Source organism: Chryseobacterium cucumeris (assembly GCF_016775705.1).
In the GTDB taxonomy this organism is placed as follows: Bacteria; Bacteroidota; Bacteroidia; order Flavobacteriales; family Weeksellaceae; genus Chryseobacterium; species Chryseobacterium cupriresistens.
This window is the reverse complement of sequence record NZ_CP068760.1, coordinates 4,606,936-4,632,983: the sequence shown is the minus strand read 5'-3', so window position 1 is coordinate 4,632,983 and position 26,048 is coordinate 4,606,936. Positions and strand designations below refer to the sequence as shown.

General features: G+C 36.7%; 23 protein-coding genes and 1 riboswitch. Of the genes, 20 read left to right on the top strand and 3 right to left on the bottom strand.

From position 1 onward, the window contains the following. Positions 1-35: 35 nt before the first annotated feature. The 5 genes from smpB (at position 36) to JNG87_RS20730 (ending at position 4,773) form a co-directional block, all read left to right on the top strand. Entirely contained in the window at positions 36-494 is a 459-nt protein-coding gene (smpB, locus tag JNG87_RS20750; protein WP_047427948.1) for an SsrA-binding protein SmpB, read from the top strand. A 77-nt stretch (positions 495-571) separates the two neighbouring features. After that, complete coding sequence (locus tag JNG87_RS20745) at positions 572-2,083, top strand: OmpA family protein (RefSeq protein ID WP_110008580.1); 1,512 nt, start codon at positions 572-574, stop codon at positions 2,081-2,083. Positions 2,084-2,178: 95 nt separating this feature from the next. Further along, a complete protein-coding gene (locus JNG87_RS20740) occupies positions 2,179-2,919 on the top strand; it encodes a YebC/PmpR family DNA-binding transcriptional regulator (protein ID WP_076596963.1) in 741 nt (246 codons plus the stop codon). A 57-nt stretch (positions 2,920-2,976) separates the two neighbouring features. Beyond that, positions 2,977-3,801 carry a UDP-2,3-diacylglucosamine diphosphatase gene (locus JNG87_RS20735; protein WP_110008582.1) on the top strand — a complete coding sequence of 275 codons (825 nt, stop codon included), beginning with the start codon at positions 2,977-2,979 and terminating at the stop codon, positions 3,799-3,801. Continuing rightward, the gene (locus JNG87_RS20730) at positions 3,802-4,773 is read left to right on the top strand and encodes a glycosyltransferase family protein (protein ID WP_202840806.1); all 972 of its coding nucleotides are present in this window, start codon (positions 3,802-3,804) and stop codon (positions 4,771-4,773) included. On the opposite strand, the gene JNG87_RS20725 is transcribed toward JNG87_RS20730, so the two are convergent. Together JNG87_RS20725 and JNG87_RS20720 are read right to left on the bottom strand one after the other, a co-directional pair. Continuing rightward, positions 4,762-5,052, bottom strand: a complete 291-nt coding sequence (locus JNG87_RS20725) for a GNAT family N-acetyltransferase (RefSeq protein WP_202840804.1) — start codon at positions 5,050-5,052, stop codon at positions 4,762-4,764. The two genes, JNG87_RS20730 and JNG87_RS20725, sit on opposite strands and share 12 nt — an antisense overlap. A 132-nt stretch (positions 5,053-5,184) precedes the next feature. Further along, on the bottom strand, positions 5,185-5,934 hold the full coding sequence (locus JNG87_RS20720; protein WP_202840802.1) for an RDD family protein: 750 nt from the start codon (positions 5,932-5,934) through the stop codon (positions 5,185-5,187). Positions 5,935-5,962: 28 nt separating this feature from the next. Between JNG87_RS20720 and JNG87_RS20715 the strand changes: the two genes are divergently transcribed. The 8 genes from JNG87_RS20715 to JNG87_RS20680 all read left to right on the top strand — a co-directional run bounded on the left by JNG87_RS20715 (position 5,963) and on the right by JNG87_RS20680 (position 13,275). Continuing rightward, positions 5,963-6,946, top strand: a complete 984-nt coding sequence (locus JNG87_RS20715; RefSeq protein WP_123278486.1) for a stage II sporulation protein M — start codon at positions 5,963-5,965, stop codon at positions 6,944-6,946. Continuing rightward, the gene (locus JNG87_RS20710; protein ID WP_202840799.1) at positions 6,930-7,892 is read left to right on the top strand and encodes a DUF4013 domain-containing protein; all 963 of its coding nucleotides are present in this window, start codon (positions 6,930-6,932) and stop codon (positions 7,890-7,892) included. Before JNG87_RS20715 ends, JNG87_RS20710 begins: the two co-directional genes overlap by 17 nt. Then, positions 7,885-8,676 carry a DUF4129 domain-containing protein gene (locus JNG87_RS20705; RefSeq protein WP_202840798.1) on the top strand — a complete coding sequence of 264 codons (792 nt, stop codon included), beginning with the start codon at positions 7,885-7,887 and terminating at the stop codon, positions 8,674-8,676. The genes JNG87_RS20710 and JNG87_RS20705 overlap by 8 nt, the downstream gene beginning before the upstream one ends. Positions 8,677-8,687: 11 nt before the next feature. Further along, positions 8,688-9,845: a hypothetical protein gene (locus JNG87_RS20700; protein ID WP_202840796.1), complete on the top strand. Its 1,158-nt coding sequence runs from the start codon at positions 8,688-8,690 to the stop codon at positions 9,843-9,845. A gap of 113 nt (positions 9,846-9,958) precedes the next feature. Continuing rightward, complete coding sequence (locus JNG87_RS20695) at positions 9,959-10,990, top strand: AAA family ATPase (protein ID WP_202840794.1); 1,032 nt, start codon at positions 9,959-9,961, stop codon at positions 10,988-10,990. 79 nt (positions 10,991-11,069) lie between these two features. Further along, positions 11,070-11,420 carry a four helix bundle protein gene (locus JNG87_RS20690; RefSeq protein ID WP_202840793.1) on the top strand — a complete coding sequence of 117 codons (351 nt, stop codon included), beginning with the start codon at positions 11,070-11,072 and terminating at the stop codon, positions 11,418-11,420. An 85-nt stretch (positions 11,421-11,505) separates the two neighbouring features. Further along, on the top strand, positions 11,506-12,828 hold the full coding sequence (locus JNG87_RS20685; protein ID WP_202840792.1) for a DUF58 domain-containing protein: 1,323 nt from the start codon (positions 11,506-11,508) through the stop codon (positions 12,826-12,828). 27 nt (positions 12,829-12,855) lie between these two features. Continuing rightward, entirely contained in the window at positions 12,856-13,275 is a 420-nt protein-coding gene (locus JNG87_RS20680; RefSeq protein ID WP_202840790.1) for an OsmC family protein, read from the top strand. 77 nt (positions 13,276-13,352) lie between these two features. Here the strand turns inward: JNG87_RS20680 and JNG87_RS20675 are convergent, their stop codons facing one another. Further along, on the bottom strand, positions 13,353-15,968 hold the full coding sequence (locus JNG87_RS20675; RefSeq protein WP_202840788.1) for an MGH1-like glycoside hydrolase domain-containing protein: 2,616 nt from the start codon (positions 15,966-15,968) through the stop codon (positions 13,353-13,355). A 188-nt stretch (positions 15,969-16,156) separates the two neighbouring features. Next, positions 16,157-16,264: riboswitch (SAM riboswitch) on the top strand. Between the two features lie 60 nt (positions 16,265-16,324). On the opposite strand from JNG87_RS20675, the gene JNG87_RS20670 reads away from it, so the two are divergent. The 7 genes from JNG87_RS20670 to metF all read left to right on the top strand — a co-directional run bounded on the left by JNG87_RS20670 (position 16,325) and on the right by metF (position 25,944). Further along, positions 16,325-17,263, top strand: coding sequence for an alpha/beta fold hydrolase (locus JNG87_RS20670; protein WP_202840786.1), 939 nt, complete (start codon positions 16,325-16,327; stop codon positions 17,261-17,263). Between the two features lie 5 nt (positions 17,264-17,268). Then, entirely contained in the window at positions 17,269-18,807 is a 1,539-nt protein-coding gene (locus tag JNG87_RS20665) for an ACT domain-containing protein (RefSeq protein WP_120232627.1), read from the top strand. A 124-nt stretch (positions 18,808-18,931) separates the two neighbouring features. Further along, on the top strand, positions 18,932-20,092 hold the full coding sequence (locus JNG87_RS20660) for an O-succinylhomoserine sulfhydrylase (protein WP_202840784.1): 1,161 nt from the start codon (positions 18,932-18,934) through the stop codon (positions 20,090-20,092). A gap of 37 nt (positions 20,093-20,129) precedes the next feature. Then, on the top strand, positions 20,130-21,140 hold the full coding sequence (locus tag JNG87_RS20655) for a homocysteine S-methyltransferase family protein (RefSeq protein WP_202840782.1): 1,011 nt from the start codon (positions 20,130-20,132) through the stop codon (positions 21,138-21,140). 83 nt (positions 21,141-21,223) lie between these two features. Beyond that, positions 21,224-22,315: a fatty acid desaturase family protein gene (locus JNG87_RS20650; RefSeq protein ID WP_202840780.1), complete on the top strand. Its 1,092-nt coding sequence runs from the start codon at positions 21,224-21,226 to the stop codon at positions 22,313-22,315. Between the two features lies 1 nt (position 22,316). Then, entirely contained in the window at positions 22,317-24,977 is a 2,661-nt protein-coding gene (metH, locus tag JNG87_RS20645) for a methionine synthase (protein WP_202840779.1), read from the top strand. 7 nt (positions 24,978-24,984) lie between these two features. After that, entirely contained in the window at positions 24,985-25,944 is a 960-nt protein-coding gene (gene metF, locus JNG87_RS20640) for a methylenetetrahydrofolate reductase [NAD(P)H] (protein WP_110008601.1), read from the top strand. The last annotated feature ends 104 nt before the right edge of the window (positions 25,945-26,048 follow it).

Below are 26,048 nucleotides of genomic sequence, written 5' to 3'. Positions count from 1 at the left end.
TTTTTTATATATTTCATTAACGAAATTTTAAAATGATGAAGATTGAGAAAACAGTTAACATATTAAACAAAAGAGCCCGTTTTGAATATGAAATTCTTGAAGAATATGAAGCCGGAATGGTTTTAACGGGTACCGAAATAAAATCTTTACGTTCATCCAAAGCATCTATCACAGAATCGTTCTGTCAGTTTATTGATGGGGAATTGTACATCATCAACATGATGATTGATGAGTACAAATTGGGAACTTTTTACAATCACAAAACAAAAAGGGAACGGAAATTGCTCTTGCACAAAAAAGAATTACAAAAACTTGAAAAAAAGTTAAAGGATGCTGGGAACACCATAATACCTTTAAAATTATATATCACTGATAGAGGGAAAGCAAAGGTGCTCATAGCGCTTGGTAGAGGGAAAAAACTTTTCGATAAAAGAGAGGCGATAAAAGATAGAGAAAATAAACGGAACCTCGACAGAATATTAAAGAAAAGTTAAAAATCATTTGAAAAACTTTGTATATAAAGAAAAATTATATTTATTTTGCATTATCAATTATTTAATCATTTAATTCTATGAAAAATCTAAAATTAGGAATTTCAGCATTGGCGCTTACTGTTGCCTCTACTGTTTTCGCACAGACTACCAACAATCCGTGGTTAATCGGAGTTGGTGCTCATGCTGAAAACCACGTAGCAGCAAGAAGTAACTTCAGTAATACGTTCTCTGCTAACAATTTGACAAAAAGTATGTTCAATGTGAACAACTTTTCTATTACACCTCCACTATCTAAGTTAACAGTTGCTAGAAACGTTGGTAAAGGTTTAGTAATTGACTGGCAAACTTCTGTTGGAAATGTTGAAAACAAAAGATTCAACATGGGGAAAGAATTTTTCCTAATGACAGGTCTTGGTTTCCAGGCTCACGCTGCAGGTCTTTTATGGAACGAAGAATCTTGGTTTGATCCATATTTAAGAGTTGGTGCTAACTACTTAAGACATGACTATACAGCTCTTACTTTCCCTAGAACATCTGTTGATGATAACGGTAACCCAATCGAAACTGTAACTAACGGTAAGGATGGTAACGAAAACGGTAAAGCTAATCACTTTACTGTAGCTACAGGTGCTGGTGCTAACTTCTGGGTAACTAAGAACTTCGGTCTTGGTGTTCAGGGAGATTATGTATCAACTCCAGGTGACAAATCTACTGTTGCTAACTTCTGGCAAGCTTCTGCTTCCATCTTATTCAGATTCGGAAACAGAGACAGAGATAAGGATGGTATCCTAGATAAAGATGATCTTTGTCCAGATACTCCAGGTTTACCAGAATTCCAAGGATGTCCTGATACTGACGGTGACGGAGTTCCAGATAAAGACGATCAATGTCCAGAAGTGGCTGGTCCAGTTGAAAACAACGGATGCCCTTGGCCAGATACTGATGGTGATGGTGTAATCGACAAAGATGACGCTTGTCCTACAGTAGCAGGTCCTGCTGAAAACAACGGTTGTCCTTGGCCAGATACAGACGGTGACGGTATCTTAGATAAAGATGATGCTTGTCCTACTGTTCCAGGTCTTCCAGAATACAACGGATGTCCTAAACCAAAAGAAGTAACAGCTACTGATGTTGAGAAAAACCTTAAGAGTGTATACTTCGATTTCAACAAAGCTACAATCAAGCCTGAATCTAAAGGAGCTTTAGATACTGCTGCTGAAATCATTAAGAAAGACGGAGGTAGATTCCTATTAGTTGGTGAAACTGACAAGAAAGGAAGCGATGCTTACAACTTGAAATTATCTAAAGAAAGAGCTGCTTCTGTAGTTGCTGCTTTAGATGCAAGAGGTGTAGATATCAACGCATTAAAATCAGTTGGTATTGGTGAGCAAAATGCTAAAGTTGCAGAATCTGCTTCTGATGCTGAAAGACAAGCTGATAGAAAAGTAACTGTTAGATACATTGGTGATGACAGTGAGTGGAACAAATATCAGAAATCTGATGTTGTAGCTCCAGCGAAAAAAGCTACTAAAAAAGCTACTAAAAAAGCTCCAGCTAAGAAAAAAGCTGCTGCTAAAAAGAAAAAATAATTAATTTTTCTAAATAATGAATACCTCCAATTTGATTGGAGGTATTTTTTTTTTGTGGACTTTTGAGTAATTTTGTTGGAAATTTAAAAATTAAAATGGGAAGAGCATTTGAATATAGAAAAGCTTCTAAAATGGCCAGATGGGACAAGATGGCCAAGACATTCTCTAAAATAGGAAAAGATATCGCACTGGCTGTAAAAGCTGGAGGAACAGATCCTGAATCTAATCCTGCCTTGAGAAGATGTATCCAAAACGCAAAAGGGGCTAACATGCCTAAGGATAATGTTGAAAGAGCAATTAAAAAGGCAAGCGGTGCAGATGCAGAAAACTATGAAGAGATCACTTATGAAGGTTACGGACAAGGTGGTGTTGCTTTTTTTGTAGAATGTACTACAAACAATACTACAAGAACGGTAGCCAATGTAAGAGCTATCTTCAATAAGTTTGATGGTAACCTTGGTAAGAACGGGGAATTGGCATTTATCTTCGACAGAAAAGGTATTTTCACTATAGATTTGGCTCAGATCAAAATGGATTGGGATGATTTTGAAATGGAAATGATTGACGGAGGAGCAGAAGATGTAGAAAAAGATGAAGAAGAAGTAATGATTACCACTGCTTTTGAAGATTTCGGTTCTTTATCTCACAAATTGGATGCGCTTGGAATTGAAGCAAAAAGTGCAGAACTTCAAAGAATTCCAAATAATACTAAAGAAGTGAACGCAGAACAGTTCAAAGCGAATATGAAAATGCTTGAGCGTTTCGAAGAAGATGATGACGTGCAAAACGTTTACCACAACATGGAAATCACAGAAGAGCTGATGAACTCTCTATAAAAAATAATATAGCATTCATATACAGTTAATTTTCAATTAGTTTCTTTGTGCAAAACTATGAAAAGAAACGTTGAATTAGTTGTTATATCGGATGTTCATTTGGGAACTTATGGATGTAAGGCTAAAGAATTGCTAAGATATCTCAATTCGATCCAGCCTAAAACTTTAGTTTTAAACGGTGATATTATCGATATCTGGCAGTTTAAAAAGTCTTACTTCCCTAAACCTCATTTGAAGGTAATCAGAAAGATACTTTCACTGGCTACCAAAAACACAGATGTCTATTACATTACAGGCAATCATGATGAAATGTTCCGTAAGTTCACAGATTTTGAACTGGGAAAACTTAAAGTCTGTAACAAGATCTGTCTGAATATCGATCAGAAAAAAACCTGGATTTTTCACGGGGATGTTTTCGATGCATCCGTCCAGCATTCCAAATGGATCGCCAAACTTGGCGGAAAAGGTTATGATCTTCTTATTATCATCAATAATGTTGTAAATTGGTTCCTGGAAAAAATGGGTAAAGAGAAATACTCATTTTCCAAAAAGATCAAAAACAATGTGAAAAAAGCGGTAAAATATATCGGGGATTTTGAATTGACAGCTTCAGAGCTGGCCATTGATAACCAATATGATTATGTGGTATGCGGGCATATCCACCAGCCACAGATCCGCGAGGTTGTTAATAAAAAAGGATCCTGTACTTACCTGAATTCCGGTGACTGGATAGAAAATCTTTCTGCTTTGGAATATCATGATAAACAATGGAAGATTTTTTATTATGATGAACATAAACATTTACTGAAAGATGATGAAGCAGAAGAAATCCCGGAGATGGATAATTCTGATCTTTTAAAAATTGTAACTAATTTTTCTTAAATGAAGATTCTGTATGCATTCCAGGGTACCGGAAACGGGCATATTGCCAGGGCACAGGAAATTATTCCTCTTCTCAAAAAGCATGCGTCTGTAGACACCTTGATCAGTGGCCATCAATCGCAATTGAAGGCTGATTTTGACATTAACTTTCAATACAGAGGCATTTCCCTTCTTTATAATAAAACAGGAGGTCTATCTTACCGAAAAACATTTACCGAAAATAAATTCTTTGAAGCCGCTAAAACAATCAGAGAACTAGAGCTGTCACAGTATGATTTAATTATTAATGATTACGAACCTCTGACAGGCTGGGCTTCCAAATTGAAAAAGTTTCCGTTGATAGAACTCAGCCATCAGGCTTCTATGAGTTTTCCTGAAACACCCAAACCAAAGGAAAAAGATTTTCTGGGAGAAATGATTTTGAAATATTACGTTCCCAGCGAAAAAAAAATAGGATTTCATTTTGAAAATTACCATCCACAGATCAAAAAACCTGTCATCAGGAGAAAGATCAGAAACCTTAATCCTTACAAACAGGGATATTATCTTGTTTATCTTCCGAGTTTTGCGGATGAAAATATCATTAAGGTTTTAAGAAAAATCCCTGTGGAGTGGAAAGTTTTTTCAAAATACAGCAAAGTACAGGTGAAAATAAAAAATGTAGAAGTATTTCCCATTGATGAAAGCCAGTACCTGAAATATTTTGAAGGCTGTGACGGAATTTTATGCAATGCAGGTTTTGAAACCCCGGCAGAAGCACTATTTATGGATAAGAAACTATTTGTGATTCCTATCCACAATCAATATGAGCAGGAATGCAATGCATGTGCTCTGGATAAAATGGGAATTCCCAATTCCAAGGTGTTAAATCTTCAGGAAATAATGGAATGGGTAGCATCAGATCATCATCTCAAAGTAGATTATCCGGATGATATTGAAGATATCCTGGTAAACGAGGTTTTAATTCTTTAAAAAGATATCGGCCACATCACTCATTCTCATCATCACAGACCTTGCATACGAACAGTGCGGGTATACTTTCCAATTGTTTTCTCTGGCAAATTTAATGGCTTCTTCCACAAGGAATTTTCCCATTCCTCTTCCTTCAAATTCCGGGTGTACCAAAACAAAAGAGATAATCAGTTTATGATCTTCAGGGAAAATGGTATAGGTAAGCCTTCCGACTTCTTTTATTTCGTTATTTAAAGTGATAACTCCGCCGTTCCCGGATTTATTGTTTTCAAATTTCATGATTCTTGACTTTAGTTTAAAGATACAAAAATTGAACCGAGCTTTGCATAAGCAATAAGTGTTGCTGTCAATCTCGCTCAACACTTTTCAAATTGACCATTCACTTGCGAAGAAAAATTAACCATTGCCTACCTAATTATCTTTCCCCGTATAATAATTATAATCTTTGATAATTACACCGATGAACTGTCTTTCCGTCATTTTAGTGGGATCTATTTCCAGTTTCAGAATACTTTTAATTTTATCGGATAGTTTACTGATGATCTGGCGATCATCTGCTTTCAATGCTTTGGTATAATTGTCTTTGATAATTCTCATATCATTATCACTCAAAGCAATCACCTGAGGGAAAGAGGGAATATAATTTTCATGGATATTCTCCAGTATTGTATGAGAAATATTAATGCTATTTTTTAGGGAGATCACAGCTGTTCCGGAAGCGATATCACCCAAACGCTGATTATTTTTAGAAACAATCATAGAAATAAGTCCTACTACTCCGGCAAATGAAACATCTACAATTCTGAAAATCCACCGGATCATATAATCTGCTAAACTGGCCTGGTAACCGTCAATTTTCACCACTTTTATTTTCATGAGTTTTTTACCGGGAGTCTGGCCTTCCATCAAACTTTCCAATACAAGAGGATAAATATAAACAGGAAAGGTAAGGACAAGATATACCGCACGTATCGACCAGCCATCAAGACCATTCAGAAGATATCCCAAATCAAGAATATTGAAGAACAGATACAGGATAGCAACTACATAAGCAATCCTGATCAGAAGATCAATAATGAAGGCAAGCATCCTTTCTCCTATACCTGCAATAGTAAAATTAATATTTACATTTTGTGAGGTATTTATCGCAATTTGAGACATATTTTTTATTATTTTAGCCTTAATAATTATGAGAGAAGTTTATTTCATTAAACAAAATAAAGAAAAATGGTTGGGAATCGAACAGGTTATTCAAGGGAAAATTAAAAAAAATCCTGATGACCTGTCTTCATTGTATATAAACCTGATCAATGACCTTTCTTTTGCCCAGACTTATTATCCCAAAAGTAATACTACCGTTTATCTGAACCATTTATCTGCCCAGATTTTTCAGAAGATTTATAAAACAAAAAGGGTAGAGGAGAACAGGCTGATTTACTTTTTCAAAACTGAAGTTCCGTTGCTGATGTATCAATACCGGAGATATCTGATGTATGCCTTTCTCTTTTTCATTTTGTTTACATCAATAGGAGTGCTTTCTGCCATTTATGATAAAGGCTTTGTGAATATTATACTAGGGGAAGGGTATGTGAATGAAACGATCGAAAATATTAAAAATAATAATGCCGTAGGCGTTTATCAGAGCGGAAGCACTTGGGGAAGCACCATCGGAATTATCTTTAATAATATTCAGGTTGGAGCAAAATTATATATTTACGGAATTGCCGGGGGAGTGGGAACATTGTTTGCACTGCTTTCCAACAGTGTGATGCTGGGAGCTTTTCAATATTTCTTCTATGATTACGGAGCATTGAAAGACAGTGCAAGAGGAATATGGCTTCACGGGGTTTTTGAAATTTTTGCGATGGTAGTAGAAGCGATGTGTGGATTGATTCTGGGCGCGTCTATTTTATTTCCAAGAACATTTTCAAGATTTAACTCGTTTAAAAAAGGATTTAAAGATTCATTTAAAATATTTTTAAGTACTGTCCCTTTCACTATTTGTGCAGGGATTATAGAAGGATATGTCACCAGACATGCATTGAAGATGCCTTTAATTTTAAACCTTATCATCATTTTTGGCTCACTTGCAATTATTGGATACTACTATTTTGTATATCCGTCTGTTGTTTACAAAAAAACTAATAAACACATCAATGATACAATTTTATAAAAAAAGAGATTTTGGAACTTTTATCAGTGATAGTTTCAATTTTTTCAAATTATACGGAAAGAATTATTTCAAAAACTATATTCTGATCAATGGCTTGCTTTTGATCTTAATGGTTACTGTTGTTATTTTCGGCTATAAGGAGCTGTTTTCACAGATATTCGGATCTAATCTTGGAGGTGAAACCTATTATTTTGAACAGTATTTTTCAGAAAATTCCGGAATGCTGATCACAGTAGGATTACTGACTTTCCTGCTTTTCATGGTCCTGATGATTGTCAATTATCTGTATCCTGTTTTTTATTTAAAAAGAATTGCACAGGGAGCAGAAAAAATAAAGACTGATGAAATTCTCGGTGACTTTAAAAACAATGCCGGAAGAATTGGAAAACTATGTCTGGGAATGATCTTTATCGTTACTCCGGCAATCTTATTTGTAGTAGGTTTTTCTTATATTCTGGTTCTTATCATTATCGGTTTCTTCCTTATCCTGCTTCTTTATCCTACGATATTTAATTTTACTACATTTCTGATGTATGATTATTTTAATTCGGACCGAGGGTTCTGGGAAAGCTTGAGCTATGCTTTGCGTTCTCAGTTTTCTTATCCCAATGGAAGTGAAAAATCACCCTTCTGGAAATATTGGGGAGCTGCATTTGTGATGTTTATTATCATGTACATTATAACGTCTATCTTTACGTTTATTCCGATGATGTTTTTTTACGGATCACTGCTTACCTCTACACCGGACGGAAATTTTGAACAGAATCCTTTTACCGGAACTGCCGGAATCATTTTTTTTGTATTCTATGGAGTTTCTATGTTACTTTCATTTTTTCTTTCCAACCTTATGTATGTGAATGCGGGATTAATGTATTATGACAGCAGAACAGATCTTCACCAGAAAGTTGAATTGGCCGAAATAGACACGATTGGAATCAATGAATAAAACTCTTTTTTTCATACTGCTTTTCTTTTCTCCCGGGCTGGTTCATGCTCAGGATAACCCTCCTGCTTCTGATGATCTGGTAGATTCATTGTACACTACCGGGCATTACAGAAATATGCTGCGTGCAGATTCTGTACTGATGAAATATCCGGTATCGGAGAATGAAGTGTACCCGAAAACGTTTAAAGAGAATATTCCGTCAAGATATAAAGGAAATGAGTTTGATTATTCCGTTTCAAAGCCGAGAGAATCTTTCTTTCAAAAACTGATGCGGAAGATCAATCAGATCATACAGGGGATCTTTGGAGATACAGCACTCACTAAGTCGGCAGAACTTACTACTGTTCTTATCAGACTGTTTGCCATTATTCTTGTAGGATTTCTGCTTTATTTCATCATCAGATATATCATGGGAAAAGATGGGAATTTTATTTTTGGTAAAAAGAATAAAAAGCTGGATCTTAATGTGCAGGAACTTCATGAGAATATCCATGAAATTAATTTTCCTGAAAGTATCGCGAAATTTGAACACGCAGGAGATTATCGTTCCGCAGTTCGGTATCAATTCCTGTTTGTTCTTAAAAAACTGAGTGACAAAAAACTGATCAACTGGAATCCGGAAAAAACCAATAAGGACTATGCCTCAGAGTTAAAAGCTCATCATCTGAAGGGTGACTTCTCCAATCTGTCTTATATTTTTGATTATGTATGGTATGGTGAATTCAGAATTGAAGAAGAGAGCTATCAGAAATTTAAAAATCAGTATCAGGCATTTAAACCATAACTATAGTAACCATGAACAAAACTTTCAAAACATATGCTGTAATTTTCGTCATTGTGATGATTATTTTGGCGTTGCTTGAAGTTAACAAAAAAGAAACGACAGACTGGCGGAAGAATTTTGATATCAATGAGAAGTCTCCGTTTGGACTGTTTGTTTTTAATAATGAAGCGAAATATCTTTTTAAAAATAATCTTAAGAAGATTGAACAGGTTCCTTATGAATATTACAGCCAGCACAAAAAGGGAGCTCACAATATTGTAGTCATTGAAAATAACCTTGACGGTGAGTCATGGAAAAAAATTCTGTCTCAGATATCTGAAGGTTCGGATGCATTTCTGATGGTAACCCGCATGCCTAAAGAAATTTCTGATAGTATCGGATATTACGATTCTGAGATCTCTTTTGAAGAAGAAAATGTCCTGAAACTTACCGATAAAAAATTTCAGAATGATTTTATTAAGCTGGATAAATTTCCGTCGGGCAGAGGATTCTCATTCATAAAACCGGGAGTGGAAGTACTGGGGAAAACCGTTGAGAAGAAGAATACAGATCAGGCCAATTTTATTAAAGTAAAGTTTGGTAAAGGATATATCTATGCTCATACAGAACCTCTTTTCCTTACGAATTATTATCTTCTAAAACCCGGAAATGTAAAATATGCTCAGGACGTATTTTCATATCTTCAGGATAGGGAAACCCTTTGGTTTGTCTCAAACAAAAGCTATGAATCACGCTTTTTCATGAGATTTATATTGTCAAATCCGGCTTTAAAATATGCATGGTGGGTATTTTTAGGAGGGCTTATTCTTTTTATCTTCTTTAATGCAAAAAGGAAACAGAGGATAGTCCCAGTAACAGAACCATTGAGAAATACTTCCCTGGATTTTGTGAAAAGCATTGGAAATCTGTATCTTCAGGAAGGCGATTTCCATGATATGATGGCCAAGAAAGCTCAATATTTCCTGAACAAGGTAAGAATGGATCTGTTGATAGATACCCAGCATCTAGATGAAGAATTTGCAAAAAAATTACATCTGAAAACTGGTAAACCCGTAGAAATGATTGGCGAAGCAATAGCGCTTATCAAAAAAGCCCAGGATCCTTACGCCAGTGTAATGAAAGAAGACCTTACAAGGATCAATAAGCTCCTTGATGAAATACTTAAATAATATAACAATAGAATAACCTAACCATATAACAGTTTTTCAATGCTAAAATGTCTGTTCGTTAGAATAAATGTAATTGTAGATAGTCATTGTTAAACTAGCAAATTAAAATTATTATGGAAAACTTTGATAACCCGAATATAGAAAACCAAAACGCTATCAATCTTAATAAACAGGAAGAGCAGTTTCAGTCGAGAATTGATATGATTGAACTTCGTGCGAGTTTAGAGAAAGTAAAATCTGAGATCGGAAAAGTAATTGTAGGGCAGGAAAAAATGATTGAACATCTTTTGGCTGCATTACTTTCAAACGGACACGTACTTATTGAAGGCGTTCCGGGAGTAGCGAAAACAATCACGGCAAAATTATTAGCCAAAACCATTGACGTAGGGTTTAGCAGAATTCAGTTTACTCCGGACCTGATGCCTTCCGATATTTTGGGGACTTCCGTATTTAATGTGAAAAATTCAGAATTTGAATTCAAAAAAGGACCTATCTTCTCCAACTTCATCCTGATTGATGAGATCAACAGATCGCCGGCAAAAACGCAGTCTGCATTATTTGAAGTTATGGAAGAAAGGCAGATCACGATGGACGGTACACGATATACCCTTGAGGAACCTTTCCTGGTGATCGCTACACAAAACCCTATTGAACATGAAGGAACGTACAGGCTTCCGGAAGCGCAGCTGGACCGTTTTTTATTCAAAATCAATGTAGGATATCCTGATCTTGAGCAGGAAATTGCGATCATTAAAAATCAGCACGAAAGCAAAAAAGAAGATAAAACAGAAGGAATCAACCGCGTGATCACAGCTGAACAATTGAAAAACTACCAGCATCTGGTAAAAGAAATTATTGTGGAAAGCCAGCTGATGGAATATATTGCTAAAATTATTATCAATACCAGAGAAAACCAATTCTTATATCTGGGAGCTTCACCACGAGCTTCATTGGCACTTCTTACGGCATCAAAGTCATTTGCCGCTTTAAGAGGTAGAGACTTTGTGACTCCTGAAGATATTAAAGAAGCAAGCTACGCCGTATTAAGACACAGAGTCATCGTATCTCCGGAAAGAGAAATGGAAGGTCTTACCGCAGATGAAATTATCCGTCAGATTTTAGAAGGAATAGAAATACCGAGATAGAACAATAGGTAGTAGATGGTAGGTAGCCGGTAGCAGTTGATTGTGAGTGAATGTTTAAATATTTACAAAATTATTATGTATGGCAAATTTTAAAGAACTTTTAGTCTGGCAGAGATCTATTGATTTTGTTACTGAAATCTACAGAACTACAGAAGCTTTTCCTAAGGATGAGATTTATGGCTTGACATCACAAATCAGAAGGGCTGCTGTTTCTATACCCTCCAATATTGCAGAGGGAAACTCCAGGAGAAGCAAACCTGATTACTCGCAATTTTTAAAAATATCAAGAGGCAGTTGTGCGGAAGTAGAAACACAATTAATTATTTCAAAAAATCTCAAATTTTTAAATGAAAATGAGCATTTAAAATTAAATGAAAAGATTATAGAAATATCCAAAATGTTGAACGGACTCATTAACTCATTACAATAATACAACTGTAAGACCTATGGTGCGTTCACATAATCCTCAAAACCTGTAACCTGCAACCTATAATCTGCAACCTGCCACCTAACCAATGAAAAACTTATACATCAATACACGTTTCTTTTTTACACTCATCGGAGTGGGGATTCTGTATGTCCTTGCATTTTTCTTTCCGGTGCTGATGTGGGTAGCCCATATCGCACTCCTGATTTGTTTTTTGGCAGCAATGGTAGATTTTCTGTTGCTTTTCAACCAAAAGAATGCATTGCAGGTTCAAAGAATTCTGCCGGAAAAACTGTCTAACGGAGATGAGAATTTTGTAAAAATTGACATCAAGAATAATTACAACTTTACCATAGCCACTAAAATTATTGATGAAATCCCGTTTCAGTTTCAGAAAAGAGATTTTCTGATCAAAAAACAGATCACTTCCGGAGCAAATACATTTTTTCAATACACATTAGAGCCTAAAGAAAGGGGAGAATATCATTTCGGAGGATTGAATGTGTACGCATCATCACCAATAGGACTGATTTCAAAAAGATTTATTTTCCAGAAAGATGCTATGCTTCCTGCCTATCCCTCTTTTATTCATCTAAGAAAATATGAACTGATGGCTATTCAGAGTGAATTTTTATTAGGCGGAATCAAGAAAGTCAGAAAGCTGGGACATACCATGGAATTTGAGCAGATCAAAGAATATGTACCAGGAGATGATATCAGAACGATCAACTGGAAAGCAACTTCGAAAACAAATCGTTTAATGGTTAATCAGTTTCAGGATGAGAAATCACAGCGTATTTTTATGCTGATTGATAAAGGACGAACCATGAAAATGCCTTTCAACGAATTAAGCTTGCTGGATTATTCCATCAATGCAACCATGGCGCTGTCTCATATTATTTTGAGAAAAGGAGACAGAGCGGGAATGATGACTTTTTCCAAGAAAGCTGAAAATAAAATTGCTGCCGATAATAAATCCGGACAGTTGAAGAAAATCTCTGAAGCTCTTTATAATATCAAAACAGATTTCTTCGAAAGTGATTTCAACCGTTTGTATCAGGATGTAAAATATTCCATCAACCAAAGAAGTTTAATTCTGCTTTTTACCAATTTTGAGACGTTAGACGGACTAAACCGGCAGCTGAAATATCTTAGGGGAATTGCTAAGAACCATTTGCTGGTAGTAGTATTCTTTAAAAATTCTGAACTGCAGACGCTGATCAACAAAAATCCTGAAAGTATGCAGGAAATTTATGACGAGATCATTGCTGAAAAATTTGAGTTTGAAAAGAAACTGATCATCCAGGAACTCCGTAAATACGGAATTTATACTGTTTATACACTTCCTGAAAATTTGAATATCGATGTTATCAATAAATATCTGGAGATAAAAGCGAGAGGAATTTTATAACTTTGTAGAAGCAATAAGCAATAAGCAATGAAAATTACACTTAACAGAATAAACGACGATTTTTTATTTGAATGTACCAATGCTCAGGGAAATTCTATTCTTTTGGATAATACTTCCCAGCCGGGAGCTAAAGGAGTTTCTCCAATGGAAAGTGTACTGATGGCTGTGGCAGGCTGCAGCGGAATTGATGTAGTTTCTATTTTAAAGAAGCAGCGTCAGGAGATCAGAAGCTTTCAGGCAGAGGTAGAAGGAGAAAGAGTACAGGTAGAAGATGCAAAACCATTTAAATCGATTAACGTAAAATTCCTTCTGGAAGGAGAAATTGATCCTAAAAAAGCATTAAAGGCTGCAGAACTTTCTTTTGAAAAATACTGCTCTGTATCAAAAACGTTAGAACCGAATGTAGAAATCGGATACGAAGTCTATGTGAACGGAGAAAAAATTTAATCTCTTATATAAAATAACAAAAGCCGGATGTTTCATCCGGCTTTTATTATTACTCATTACCAATTACTCATTGCTTATTAAAAGGTGAGTCTTGGCTTTATCAGTTTCGCTACAGTAGCAGTCCATCCTGTTTGATGGGAAGCACCCACACCACGGCCGTTATCACCATGGAAATATTCAAAGAACGTAATATAATCTCTGAAGTGTTCATCATAATTGAACTTGGGATTGCCTCCGTTGAACGCCCTTTGGCCATGTTCATCCTTTAAAAATATTGAGCAGAGTCTTTTGCTGATATTCTGGGCTACTTCATCCAGGTTTCTTTTATCACCGCTTCCCGTTGGGAATTCTACTTTCAGACTGTTTCCATAATAATAATGGAAGCGCTGCAGGCTTTCAACAATCAGGAAATTGATAGGAAACCAGATGGGGCCGCGCCAGTTGCTATTTCCGCCAAACATTCTGCTGTCACTTTCTGCAGGCGTATAGTATACCATATTTTCAGACCCATGTACAGAGAATACAAACGGATTTTCTTCGTATACCTTAGACATAGCACGTATTCCGTAAGAACTCAGGAACTCATTTTCATCAAGCATTCTGGTCAGAACTTTTGTCAGTCTGTTTTTACGAAGTATGCTCATAAGGTGTTTTCGTCCGTGTCCTTCCTCGTCCCAATGGGAAACGAGTTTGGTAAGCTCCGGTTTATTTTTTAAGATCCACTCCATTCGGGTCCTGAAATTCGGCATCTTTTCCAGTAAGCGATGGTCTACAATTTCAACAGCAAACATAGGAATCAAACCAACAATACTTCTTAACCTCAAAGAAACACTGTCTCCGTTTCCAAGCTGCAATACATCATAGAAAAATCCGTCTTCTTCATTCCAAAGCCCTTTTGTGCCTTCACCAAGATTTTCCATAGCCTCAGCGATATAAAGATAATGTTCAAAAAACTTGATGGCCATATCTTCATATACCTGATAATACTGGGCAAGCTCCATTGCAATACGCATCATATTCAATGCATACATGGCCATCCAGCTGGTTCCGTCTGCCTGTTCAAGATGCTGTCCGTCCTTTAGTTCCATATTCCGGTCAAAAGCTCCGATATTATCAAGACCAAGAAACCCTCCACCAAAGATATTTTTTCCGTTTTTATCCTTTCGGTTCACCCACCAGGTGAAATTAAGAAGCAGTTTCTGGAAAACTTTCTCTAAAAATAATAAATCCGGTTTTCCGTTATTTTTTTCATCAATTTTAAAAACACGGAAACAAGACCATGCGTGTACCGGCGGATTCACATCACTCATATTCCACTCATAGGCAGGAAGCTGTCCATTGGGATGCATGTACCATTCCTTAGTAAGAAGTAAAAGCTGTCCCTTGGCAAATTCCGCATCAATGATGGAAAAAGGAACACAATGAAACGCCAGATCCCATGTGGCATACCATGGATATTCCCATTTATCGGGCATAGAAATAATATCCTTATTATGGAGATGATTCCATTCCGTATTTCTTACATATTCATTGAAATTTCTTGGGGCTTCAAAGTTGGGATCACCTTTCAGCCATTTTCCGATATTATAATGATAGAACTGCTTATTCCAGAGAAGTCCTGCAAAAGCCTGTCTCTGTACATTTCTCTCATCTTCGTTAACGGTATCATTCTGAATTTCCTGATAAAACTCTTCAGCTTCAGCCTGCCGGGTATTGAAAATTTCATCAAAGTTTTCAAAAGGATTATCATTTTCCTCAGGACATAATCTGAAATCAAAAACCTTTGATTCTCCGGCTCCGATAAGCTCATCGATCAGGAAAGAAGCTTTTGTCCCTTTCTTTGCGGGATTAATCGTATTTGCCTGGTGGGTAATAAAATGATTGATGCCATCTTTGAAATATGTATTTTCACCTGCAGGAGCTCCGTAAAGCTTAGAAGTATTGGTTTCATTATCACAAAATACGCTTTGTGCATTGGTATTTCGGGAATAAAGTTTTTTAATGGAGATACTGTCGTGTCCAATATTGATACTTCCGTCATGAGAAGCATTAAGCTCTGCCTTATAGGTGTTGTATCCCCATTTCCAGTTGTTTCTGAACCATACAGTAGGCGCTACCAGAATAGGTGCTTCATGCTGACTTCGGTTACAGACCGTTACTCTGGCAAGAATATCATTGTGATCGGCCTTGCAATATTCAATGAAAATATCAAAATATTCATCATTATCGAAAATTCCGGTATCGAAAATTTCATATTCCGGTTCCTTTTTACTGCGTCTTCCGTTTTCTGCAACAAGTTCATCGTAAGGAAATTCATTGATGGGATATTTATAAACCATTTTCATATAACTATGAGTAGGTGTATTATCCAGATAATAAAAGATTTCTTTGATGTCTTCCCCATGATTACCCTGAGGATTGCTCAAACCAAAGAATCGTTCCTTTACCATTTTGTCTTTCTTGTTCCAGAACGAAAAAGCAAAACATAAAAGCTGCTTTACATCAGAAATTCCGGCAATACCTTCTTCACCCCAACGGTAGGCATAGCTTTCTGCATTATTATGGTTGGTAAAATTCCAGGCATTCCCGTTCGGGCTATAATCTTCGCGTACATTTCCCCACTGCCGGTTGCTTACATAAGGTCCCCAGTTTTTCCATTTGGTATCTTGTAATCTATCTTTTTCGGCGGTCATATCTCATCACTTTTCCATACGAAGTTAGTTTTTTTGAGAAGTAATTCCAATTTTTTTCATCTGAATAATTATTAATATACTCTTGGAATACTTGTATTTAAGGGCTTTTTTAAATATTAAAATAATTTTTTTTTGAAATTAAAAGAAAAGAACTACCTTTGCACCATTCGTTCATTCAAATATTGAAAATGTTATCAAGAAAGGTTGAGGGATTAGACCCTATGAAACCTTAGCAACCCTTTGCGCAAGTAAAGAAGGTGCTACGTTCTACCAAAATAATTTTGGACAGATAACTTACTGAAGTTCTTTTCAGCCATTTCCTGTGGCATTTTCAATTGTATTAAAATTTAATAGAATTGAAAACAGAACTAAACTATATTAATCTTACGTATCAAACTCATTCCCAAAAGGAATACCATATCTCATTAAGCTATCAGCTTTTTGGGAAAGATCTGTTTACAGCCCCTGTTGTCTTAATCAATCATGCTCTTACCGGAAATTCAAACGTATCCGGAGAAAAAGGCTGGTGGAAACAGCTGGTGGGAAAAAATCAGATTGTTGATACCGATCAATATACCGTTCTGTGCTTCAATATACCAGGAAACGGATACGACGATTTTTTAATTGAAGATTATGAAGACTTTACTCCTTCAGATATCGCTGCGATATTTCTGAAAGGACTTGAAGTTTTACAGATCAAAAATTTATATGCCATTATAGGAGGCTCTCTGGGAGGAGGTATTGCCTGGGAAATGCTTGCCCAGCAGCCGGATCTTGCTGAGATTTTTATTCCTATTGCCTGCGATTACAGAACACACGACTGGCTTCATGCACAGTGTCTGGTTCAGAAATTTTTATTAAATGATAAGGAAGAACCATTACAGAAAGCAAGAATTCATGCCATGTTGTGCTACAGAACACCGCAGTCGCTCAATGACAGATTTCAAAACCAATATAATCAGGACAAACAACGCCTGGAATCAGAAGACTGGCTGGTTTATCATGGTAATGCACTAAACGAAAGATTTAGTTTAAAAGCTTACAAATTGATGAATCATCTCTTGATGAATATAAATGCTGCTGATACAGCACTGGAGAACATACAGGCACGAATGCACATGATCTCCGTAGATACAGATTTATTTTTCCCGGCTTCTGAAATCCGAATGTGTTTTGAAAACTTAAAAGAGAAAAATAAAGATGTTTCTTATCACGAGATCCAATCTATACACGGGCATGATGCCTTCCTAATGGAATATCAACAATTAAATAATATCATTAAAAACATTTTATAGAAGTAATGAAAAATGCTAACGAAATAAAATTTTTGAAGAACAGATCAATCGTTAAATTTGAAGGAGAAGATTTCCTGGGAGAAATCGGGATTGACGGACGAATTTTTAAAGCGCTTACTTTGGCGCGTATCAGTGTAGGAGTAATCTCTCAGCAGGCCGTAGAAAACGGAATTTCTATCCTGGTTCATGAAAATGATGCAGAGAAGGCAGTGGCTTGTCTTATCGATGAATTTGAAGCAGAAAGAAAGTCAGGAAAAGTTTCCCAGATCTATAGTATCAATAATGTTTCTGTCATTGGTTTTGTAGCAGAAGATTTTAATAAAGTCTTTGCTGAGCTGGCAAGAAATAATGTTTTTCCATTGCTTTTGAACCAGGTAGCAGGAGAAAACAGAGTCAATATCGTAGTGACGTCTTCACAGGATGAAAAAACAAGAAACATCATAGAATCTGAAATTTTCAAAAAACCGAAAACCGTTCATCTGGCCATTATTGGCCATGGAAATGTAGGAAAAACCTTGATAGAACAGGTACTTGAATCTGCAGAAGAAATTAAAAAACGTAAAAAAATAGACCTTAAAGTAGTTGCGGTAGCCAATTCAAAGAAAATTGCCTTCAACAAAAAAGGATTTGATGCCCATTGGAATGATGAGGTTTTAACAGCAGAGCATCCGTCAAACGTGGAAGAACTGATTAATTTCTCTAATGAAAATCAACTGGAGAACCTGATTGTTGTGGATAACACTGCAAGCAAGGATTTTGTTAAAAACTATCACGCTTTGGCAGAAAACGGGTTTGATCTGGTTTCTTCCAACAAAATTTTCAATACCCTTCCGATTGAAGAATACAGAAAACTAAGATATACGTTGAATAAAAACAACAGACGGTATTTGTATGAAACCAATGTAGGAGCAGGATTACCGTTAATTGATACCATCAAGTTACTACACCTTTCAGGAGAAAATATCACAAGAATTAAAGGCGTATTCTCAGGAACACTGAGCTATGTTTTCAACAATTTTTCTTTAAGAGATGATAAATTTTCAACCATCATCAATGAAGCTTTGGAAAAAGGATACACCGAACCTGATCCAAGAGAAGACCTTTCAGGAAACGATGTAGCAAGAAAATTATTGATTCTGGCAAGAGAATTAGACTTAATCAATGAATTTGATGATATCAGCATTCAAAATCTGGTTCCTGAAAATTTACTTGAAGTTTCAAAATCAGAATTCCTTTCAAGACTAGAGGAGCTTGACGAAGAATACCAGAAAATAAAAGAAAACCAGGAACCTGGACATGTATTGAGATATGTAGGTGATCTGCACGGAGATTTACAGAAAGATAAAGGTGAACTGGATGTAAAACTGGTTTCTGTTCCTGCAACTTCAGCATTGGGACAACTGAAAGGTTCAGACTCCATCTTTGAAATCTACACAGAAAGCTATGGAGAAAATCCAATCGTGATTATGGGAGCCGGAGCTGGTGCAAAGGTAACCGCAAGAGGAGTATTCGGAGATATTTTAAGAGTAAGTGAAACAAAATAATATTTAATGTAACAATCTAATAATGTACCAGTTTACCAATAATTGGTGTCGTTATTCTGAGCAAAGCGAAGATTTTAATTGGTACATTGTTAGACTGCTATTTTGGTAAATTAATTAAAACTATATGGAAAATTTTGAAACATCAGCAATAAGAACCCAGACGGAAAGAACTCAGTTTGATGAGCATTCTACGCCGCTCTATCTTACCTCCAGCTTTATATTTCAGGATGCGGAGGATATGAGAGCAAGCTTTGCAGAAGAAAAACCAAAAAACTTATACAGCCGTTTCTCTAATCCAAACGTAACCGAGTTTACAGATAAGATCGCTAAAATGGAAGGTGCAGAAGCAGGATATGCCTTTGCAACAGGAATGGCAGCCATCTATTCAACATTTGCAGCATTGCTAAACGCTGGAGATCATATTGTGAGCTGCCAGTCAGTATTCGGGTCTACCCACACTTTGTTTACCAAATATTTCCCGAAATGGAATATTGAAACCTCTTATTTCAAAGCAGAAGATGCAGCGAATGTGGAGCAATACATCAAACCTAATACAAAGATCTTATACCTTGAAACTCCTACCAATCCCGCTATTGAAATTCTGGATCTTGAGTTTTTCGGTCAGATCGCCAAAAAGCATAATCTTATATTTGTTGTAGATAATTGTTTTGCAACACCTTACCTTCAGCAGCCTATCAAATATGGTGCCGATATTGTGGTACACTCAGCAACGAAACTGATTGACGGACAGGGGAGAGTTTTAGGAGGAATCGCAGTAGGAAAAGAAGACCTGATCAGAGAAATTTATCTTTTCGCAAGAAATACAGGTCCTGCATTGTCTCCTTTTAATGCCTGGGTATTATCAAAAAGTTTAGAAACATTGGCGATCCGTATAGAAAAGCATTGTGAGAATGCATTGAAGGTAGCTGAGTTTTTAGAAAGTCATCCAAATGTTGAACTGGTAAAATATCCATTCCTGAAATCCCATCCTAGTTATGAAGTCGCCAAAAAGCAGATGAAACTCGGAGGAAATATTGTGGCGTTTGAAATAAAAGGGGGAATAGAAGGAGGAAGAAACTTTTTAGATAAGATACAAATGTGTTCATTGTCTGCTAATCTAGGTGATACAAGAACGATCGTTACGCATCCGGCTTCTACAACGCATTCCAAATTATCAGACGAAGAAAGAAATGAAGTAGGGATTACTGCAGGACTGGTACGTTGCTCAGTAGGACTGGAAAATGTAGAAGATATCATTGCAGATTTAAAACAAGCTTTGGATTAATTCAAATAGCAACTGGTTTTAGCCAAAATAGATTAAAATGAAAAATTCAGAACAATTATATAAAGCTTTATCCGAAAGAATTTTAATTCTTGACGGAGCGATGGGTACCATGCTTCAGAGATACAAATTCGAAGAAGAAGATTATCGTGGAGAGCGTTTCAAAGACTGGGAACATCCGGTAAAAGGAAATAATGACCTCCTTTCTCTTACACAGCCGCAGGCGATTGAAGAAGTTCACAAGAAATATCTGGAAGCCGGAGCAGACATCATTGAAACCAATACGTTCTCAGGAACTACGATTGCGATGGCAGATTATCATATGGAAGATCTTGTATATGATCTGAATTATGAATCTGCAAAGATTGCAAGAAAAGCCTGTGACGAGTACACCGCAAAAAATCCGGACAAACCGAGATTTGTAGCAGGATCTATCGGACCTACAAACAGAACAGCAAGTTTAAGCCCTGATGTGAATGATCCGGGATACAGAGCCATCACCTTTGAAGAATTGAGAGTAGCTTACAAACAGCAATGTGAAGCTTTGCTGGATGGAGGTTCAGATATTCTTCTGGTAGAAACCATCTTTGATACCTTGAATGCGAAAGCAGCTTTATTTGCGATTGATGAACTGCAGGATGAAAGAGGAATTAAGATCCCGATCATGGTTTCAGGAACTATTACAGATGCTTCAGGAAGAACATTGAGCGGACAGACCGCAGAAGCTTTTCTGATCTCAGTTTCCCACCTGAATTTACTAAGCGTAGGTTTCAACTGTGCATTGGGAGCAGATCAGCTGACTCCTTATCTTGAAACACTGGCTCATAATTCAGAATTCTATGTTTCAGCATACCCGAATGCCGGTTTACCAAATGCTTTCGGAAAATATGACGAAACTCCTGAGGACATGGCAAGGCAGATTAAAGAATATGTAGAAAAAGGATTAATCAATATTATTGGAGGATGCTGCGGAACTACCCCTGAGCATATCAGGGCGATTGCAGATCTGGTGAAAGATTATCCGCCTAGAAAATTGAAAGAATTTGTCTGATTTGATAGATTTTTTTAATTAAAATCAAGAATGAAGGCTCGGTTATAAATATTATCTTTAAATAAACCACAAAATTTAATGTAATGGAAAAGCCGATTTACTTAAAAGATTCAGAAGATGTTAAGCTTTTTAATGAGTTGAGGAAGAAAGTAAACCAAAGGGTGGAAGGGATTTCTGAAAACAGGGACATCTATATTCAGATTAAAGCAGTTATTCTGCCGATGATCTATCTGGGATTATATGTTCTGGCTCTTTTGAATGCTGAAAAACACTGGATCTATATTCTGAGTTTTGTTTTAATGGGAATCTCTCTGGTTTTAATTTATTTAAACTTAATCCACGAAGCAGCCCATAATAACATTTATAAGAGTAAAAGACTCAATGGGCTGATTCTGCACATTTTTGATTTTATAGGTGCCAACTCCTATATCTGGAAAAAAAGACATATCGCAAGCCATCACGCCTATCCTAATGTAGATGGATGGGACACGGATATCGAACAGAGCGGACTGCTTTTAATCGTACCGTGGATCAAAGCGAAAGGTATACAGAAGTATCAGGATAAGTTTTTCTTTTTAGTATATCCGTTGTATTTGTTCAACTGGATGTTTATAAGAGACTTCAGAGACTTCTTTGATAAAGAAAGAGTGATTTTAAAAACCCAGGGAAAAATTCCCACCATTGAAAAAGTAAAAATGATAAGCTATAAGCTGTTCTATTTCTTTTATCAGATTGTGGTTCCTGTGGTGTTCTTTAAAGTATCAATAGGATTGGCTTTAGGAGCGTGGTTTTTACAGGTAATTTCAGCAAGTATTTTTGCATTGTTTGTGTTACTGCCTTTGCATCCGCTTCCTGATAATGCCTTTCCAAAATTAAATAAAGAGAATGGTCTGCCGTTTAGCTGGCTTCGTCACCAGCTGGAAGTAACCAATGATCTCAAAGAAAATAACTGGTTGGTAAGAAATGTGTTGGGAAATTTCAATTTTCACGTTGCTCACCATCTGTTTCCCAATTACAGTTATATGTATTATAATGAAATTACAGAGGAGATTGAGGAGTTTGCTAAAGAACATGGTTTAGCATACAAAAGATTTCCGCTGATTACAGCTTTAAGTAAGCATAGGGATTTATTGAAGCAGAATGCCAATAATGCCTACTATATTTTAGAAGAATAAAATGAAGTATTTAAGATTATCAGGCCTCGAGCCTCTTATCATAACCCCGGAAAGTAATTTCATCAACGTTGGTGAAAGAACAAATGTTGCCGGATCCAAAAAGTTTTTAAGACTGATTAAAGAGGAGAAATTCTCAGAAGCCTTAGATATTGCCCGCCATCAGGTAGAAGGAGGTGCCCAGATTCTGGATGTTAACTTTGATGATGGTTTGATCGATGGAAAAGCATCGATGATCAAATTCCTGAACTTAATTGCCTCAGAACCGGATATTGCAAGAATCCCGATTATGGTAGATTCTTCCAAATGGGAGATCCTTGAAGCAGGTCTTCAGGTAGCTCAGGGAAAATGTGTTGTGAATTCCATTAGCTTAAAAGAAGGCGAGGAAGAATTTATCAAACACGCCAAGGCCATCAAAAGGTACGGTGCAGCTGTCATTGTAATGGCATTTGATGAGGTAGGGCAGGCTGACAATCTTGAACGAAGAATTGAAATTTCAAAACGTTCCTATGATATTTTGGTAAACCAGATTGGTTTCCCTGCAGAAGATATCATTTTCGACTTAAATATCTTTCCGGTGGCAACTGGAATGGATGAGCACAGAAGAAATGCCATCGACTTTATTGAAGCTACACGCTGGGTAAGACAAAATCTTCCTTATGCATCCGTGAGTGGAGGCGTGAGCAATGTTTCCTTCTCCTTCCGTGGAAATGATACCGTAAGAGAAGCCATGCATTCTGTTTTCCTTTATCACGCGATTCAGGCAGGAATGAACATCGGTATTGTAAATCCGGCTATGCTGGAGGTTTATGATGAAATCAATAAAGAATTGCTGGAGCTGGTAGAAGATGTCATCCTGGATAAAAGAGAAGATGCTACCGAAAGGCTTTTAGATTACTCTGAGAAACATAAATCGGTAAAAAAAGAAAAGACTGAAGACTTAGAGTGGAGAAATAATCCTCTACAGGAAAGGATTACCCATGCTTTGGTAAAAGGAATCGACCGTTTTATTGAAGAAGATGTAGAAGAAGCAAGGCTATTGGCCGAAAGACCGCTTCACGTCATCGAAGTGAACCTGATGACAGGTATGGGAGTGGTAGGCGATTTATTCGGAAGTGGAAAAATGTTCCTTCCACAGGTAGTAAAATCCGCAAGGGTAATGAAAAAGGCAGTAGCTTATTTACAGCCTTTCATTGAAGCAGAAAAAGACGGAACAAAACCTGCCAACGGAAAAATCTTAATGGCAACCGTAAAAGGAGATGTTCATGATATCGGCAAAAACATTGTGAGTGTTGTTTTAGGTTGTAACAACTATGAAATTGTTGACCTTGGAGTAATGGTTCCTGCCGAAAAGATTATTCAGACTGCCATTGAAGAAAAAGTAGATGTTATTGGGCTAAGCGGACTGATTACCCCTAGTTTGGATGAAATGGTGTACATCGCTTCAGAATTGGAAAGACAAAATTTGGATTTCCCTCTATTAATCGGCGGTGCTACAACGTCAAAGGCACATACTGCTGTGAAAATCGATTTGAAATATAAAAATGCTGTCGTTCATGTGAATGATGCTTCAAGAGCGGTAAACGTTGTAAGCTCATTGCTGGGTGACAGAAATAAAGAATATGTTTCGGATTTAAAGAACGACTACTCTGACTTCAGAGAAAAATTTCTGAACAGACAGGTGGATAAAGATTATGTTTCAATCAAAGAAGCAAGGGAAAATCACTTTAAAATTGACTGGGAAAATGAAGAAATTTTCACACCGAATAATCTCGGAATAAAAGTAATTGAAAATCAGGATCTGAGAGAACTTCTTCCTTTCATCGACTGGTCTCCGTTTTTCAGAAGCTGGGATCTTCATGGAAAATACCCGAATATTCTGGAAGATGAGGTGGTAGGAGTTCAGGCGAAAGAACTATTCAAAGATGCTCAGGTCATTTTGAATAGAATTCTGGATGAGAAACTGTTAACAGCAAAAGCCATTTTCGGAATCTTTAAAGCCAATTCCAATGAATCTGATGATATTTTGATTTTTGATGAAAATAATAATGAGCAGGCTAAATTTTTAACCCTAAGACAACAGGCTCAAAGATCAAAAGGAAAAGACTATCTGGCGCTAAGTGATTTCATTGCTCCTCAAAGCTCTGGAAAAACCGATTATGTGGGAGCATTCTGCGTAACCACCGGATTTGGAACCGATGAGCTGTCTGCGGAATACGAAAAAGCCAATGACGATTACAATTCTATCATGGTCAAAGCTTTGGCAGACCGTTTTGCAGAAGCTTATGCCGAATTCTTACATAAAAAAGTCAGAACAGAATACTGGGGATATGCCAATCAGGAAAACTTAAGCAACGAAGAGCTTATTGCCGAAAAATATAAAGGAATCCGTCCAGCTCCCGGATATCCGGCATGCCCGGACCATCTGGAGAAGAAAACCATCTGGGATCTTTTAAAAGTAGAAGAGAATACTGGGGTTTTCCTTACAGAAAGTCTCGCCATGTTCCCAACAGCATCTGTTTCCGGATATTATTTCGGAAGCCCGCATGCCAAATATTTCGGATTAGGAAAAATTACAGAAGACCAGCTTGAAGATTATGCAGCAAGAAGAGGTTGTAGCATCCAGGAAGCGAAAAAATGGTTGTCACCCAATTTAGCAGATTAACATTAACATGAAGATAACAGAACACATTAAAAATGCAAATGGAAAAACTTTATTCTCCTTAGAAGTTGTTCCACCACAAAAGGGAATAGGTATTGAAGATCTTTATACAAACATAGATCCGTTGATGGAGTTCAAACCTCCTTTCATTGATGTTACCACATCCAGAGAAGAATATATCTATCTGGACAAAGGAAATGGCTTGATGGAGCGTCGTATTACAAGAATGCGCCCCGGAACCTTAGGAATTTGTGCAGCCATCCAGCATAAATATAATGTAGATACAGTGCCGCATCTTCTTTGTGGAGGTTTTACAAAAGAAGAAACAGAATATCTGCTGGTAGATTGTATGTACCTTGGAATAGATAATGTAATGGCCTTAAGAGGAGATGCCATGAAAGGGCATCAATATTTTGAACCTACTCAGGGAGGGCACGCCAGTGCGATGGATCTTGTCAATCAGATTAATGATCTGGGAAGAGGAAAATATCTTCATAACGAAGAACAGGTTTGTGATGAACTGAACAAATTCTGCATCGGTGTTGCTGGATATCCCGAAAAACATATGGAAGCGCCCTCCATGAATTATGATCTGAAGTGGCTGAAGCAAAAAGTAGATGCCGGAGCAGATTACATCGTTACCCAGATGTTTTTTGACAATAAAAAGTATATTGAATTCGTTCAGAAAGCAAGAGAAATGGGAATAACGGTTCCAATTATTCCGGGAATCAAACCTATTGCCACTAAGAAGCACTTGAAAATCCTGCCACAGGTATTCAAAATAGATCTTCCTGAAGAACTGATCAATGAGGTGGAAAATGCAAAAAATAATGAAGCGGTAAAACAGATCGGAATAGAATGGTCTATTGCTCAGTGTAAAGAACTTTTGGACTTTGGAGTTCCTGTTCTCCACTTTTACTCAATGGGGAAAAGTGATAATATCAAAAAAGTAGCCGGTGAGCTATTCTAATAAAAGTACCAAAATGAAGGAACCCTGCCATAAAAAGCAGGGTTTTTATTTTTAAAATCTGATACAGAATTAATTTTAAAGATAGAAGAAATGAAGAAAGCCGT

Excerpts from the sequence above, each read along its gene's own strand:
- JNG87_RS20745 (WP_110008580.1), top strand. The coding sequence starts at position 572 with ATGAAAAATCTAAAATTAGGAATTTCAGCATTGGCGCTTACTGTTGCC.
- JNG87_RS20705 (WP_202840798.1), top strand. The coding sequence starts at position 7,885 with ATGAATAAAACTCTTTTTTTCATACTGCTTTTCTTTTCTCCCGGGCTG.
- JNG87_RS20685 (WP_202840792.1), top strand. The coding sequence starts at position 11,506 with ATGAAAAACTTATACATCAATACACGTTTCTTTTTTACACTCATCGGA.
- JNG87_RS20655 (WP_202840782.1), top strand. The coding sequence starts at position 20,130 with ATGAAAAATTCAGAACAATTATATAAAGCTTTATCCGAAAGAATTTTA.
- JNG87_RS20675 (WP_202840788.1), bottom strand. The coding sequence starts at position 15,968 with ATGACCGCCGAAAAAGATAGATTACAAGATACCAAATGGAAAAACTGG.
- JNG87_RS20740 (WP_076596963.1), top strand. The coding sequence starts at position 2,179 with ATGGGAAGAGCATTTGAATATAGAAAAGCTTCTAAAATGGCCAGATGG.
- JNG87_RS20710 (WP_202840799.1), top strand. The coding sequence starts at position 6,930 with ATGATACAATTTTATAAAAAAAGAGATTTTGGAACTTTTATCAGTGAT.
- JNG87_RS20680 (WP_202840790.1), top strand. The coding sequence starts at position 12,856 with ATGAAAATTACACTTAACAGAATAAACGACGATTTTTTATTTGAATGT.
- JNG87_RS20660 (WP_202840784.1), top strand. The coding sequence starts at position 18,932 with ATGGAAAATTTTGAAACATCAGCAATAAGAACCCAGACGGAAAGAACT.
- JNG87_RS20735 (WP_110008582.1), top strand. The coding sequence starts at position 2,977 with ATGAAAAGAAACGTTGAATTAGTTGTTATATCGGATGTTCATTTGGGA.
- JNG87_RS20690 (WP_202840793.1), top strand. The coding sequence starts at position 11,070 with ATGGCAAATTTTAAAGAACTTTTAGTCTGGCAGAGATCTATTGATTTT.
- JNG87_RS20730 (WP_202840806.1), top strand. The coding sequence starts at position 3,802 with ATGAAGATTCTGTATGCATTCCAGGGTACCGGAAACGGGCATATTGCC.
- JNG87_RS20715 (WP_123278486.1), top strand. The coding sequence starts at position 5,963 with ATGAGAGAAGTTTATTTCATTAAACAAAATAAAGAAAAATGGTTGGGA.
- smpB (WP_047427948.1), top strand. The coding sequence starts at position 36 with ATGAAGATTGAGAAAACAGTTAACATATTAAACAAAAGAGCCCGTTTT.
- JNG87_RS20720 (WP_202840802.1), bottom strand. The coding sequence starts at position 5,934 with ATGTCTCAAATTGCGATAAATACCTCACAAAATGTAAATATTAATTTT.
- JNG87_RS20700 (WP_202840796.1), top strand. The coding sequence starts at position 8,688 with ATGAACAAAACTTTCAAAACATATGCTGTAATTTTCGTCATTGTGATG.
- JNG87_RS20650 (WP_202840780.1), top strand. The coding sequence starts at position 21,224 with ATGGAAAAGCCGATTTACTTAAAAGATTCAGAAGATGTTAAGCTTTTT.
- JNG87_RS20695 (WP_202840794.1), top strand. The coding sequence starts at position 9,959 with ATGGAAAACTTTGATAACCCGAATATAGAAAACCAAAACGCTATCAAT.
- JNG87_RS20725 (WP_202840804.1), bottom strand. The coding sequence starts at position 5,052 with ATGAAATTTGAAAACAATAAATCCGGGAACGGCGGAGTTATCACTTTA.
- metF (WP_110008601.1), top strand. The coding sequence starts at position 24,985 with ATGAAGATAACAGAACACATTAAAAATGCAAATGGAAAAACTTTATTC.
- JNG87_RS20665 (WP_120232627.1), top strand. The coding sequence starts at position 17,269 with ATGAAAAATGCTAACGAAATAAAATTTTTGAAGAACAGATCAATCGTT.
- metH (WP_202840779.1), top strand. The coding sequence starts at position 22,317 with ATGAAGTATTTAAGATTATCAGGCCTCGAGCCTCTTATCATAACCCCG.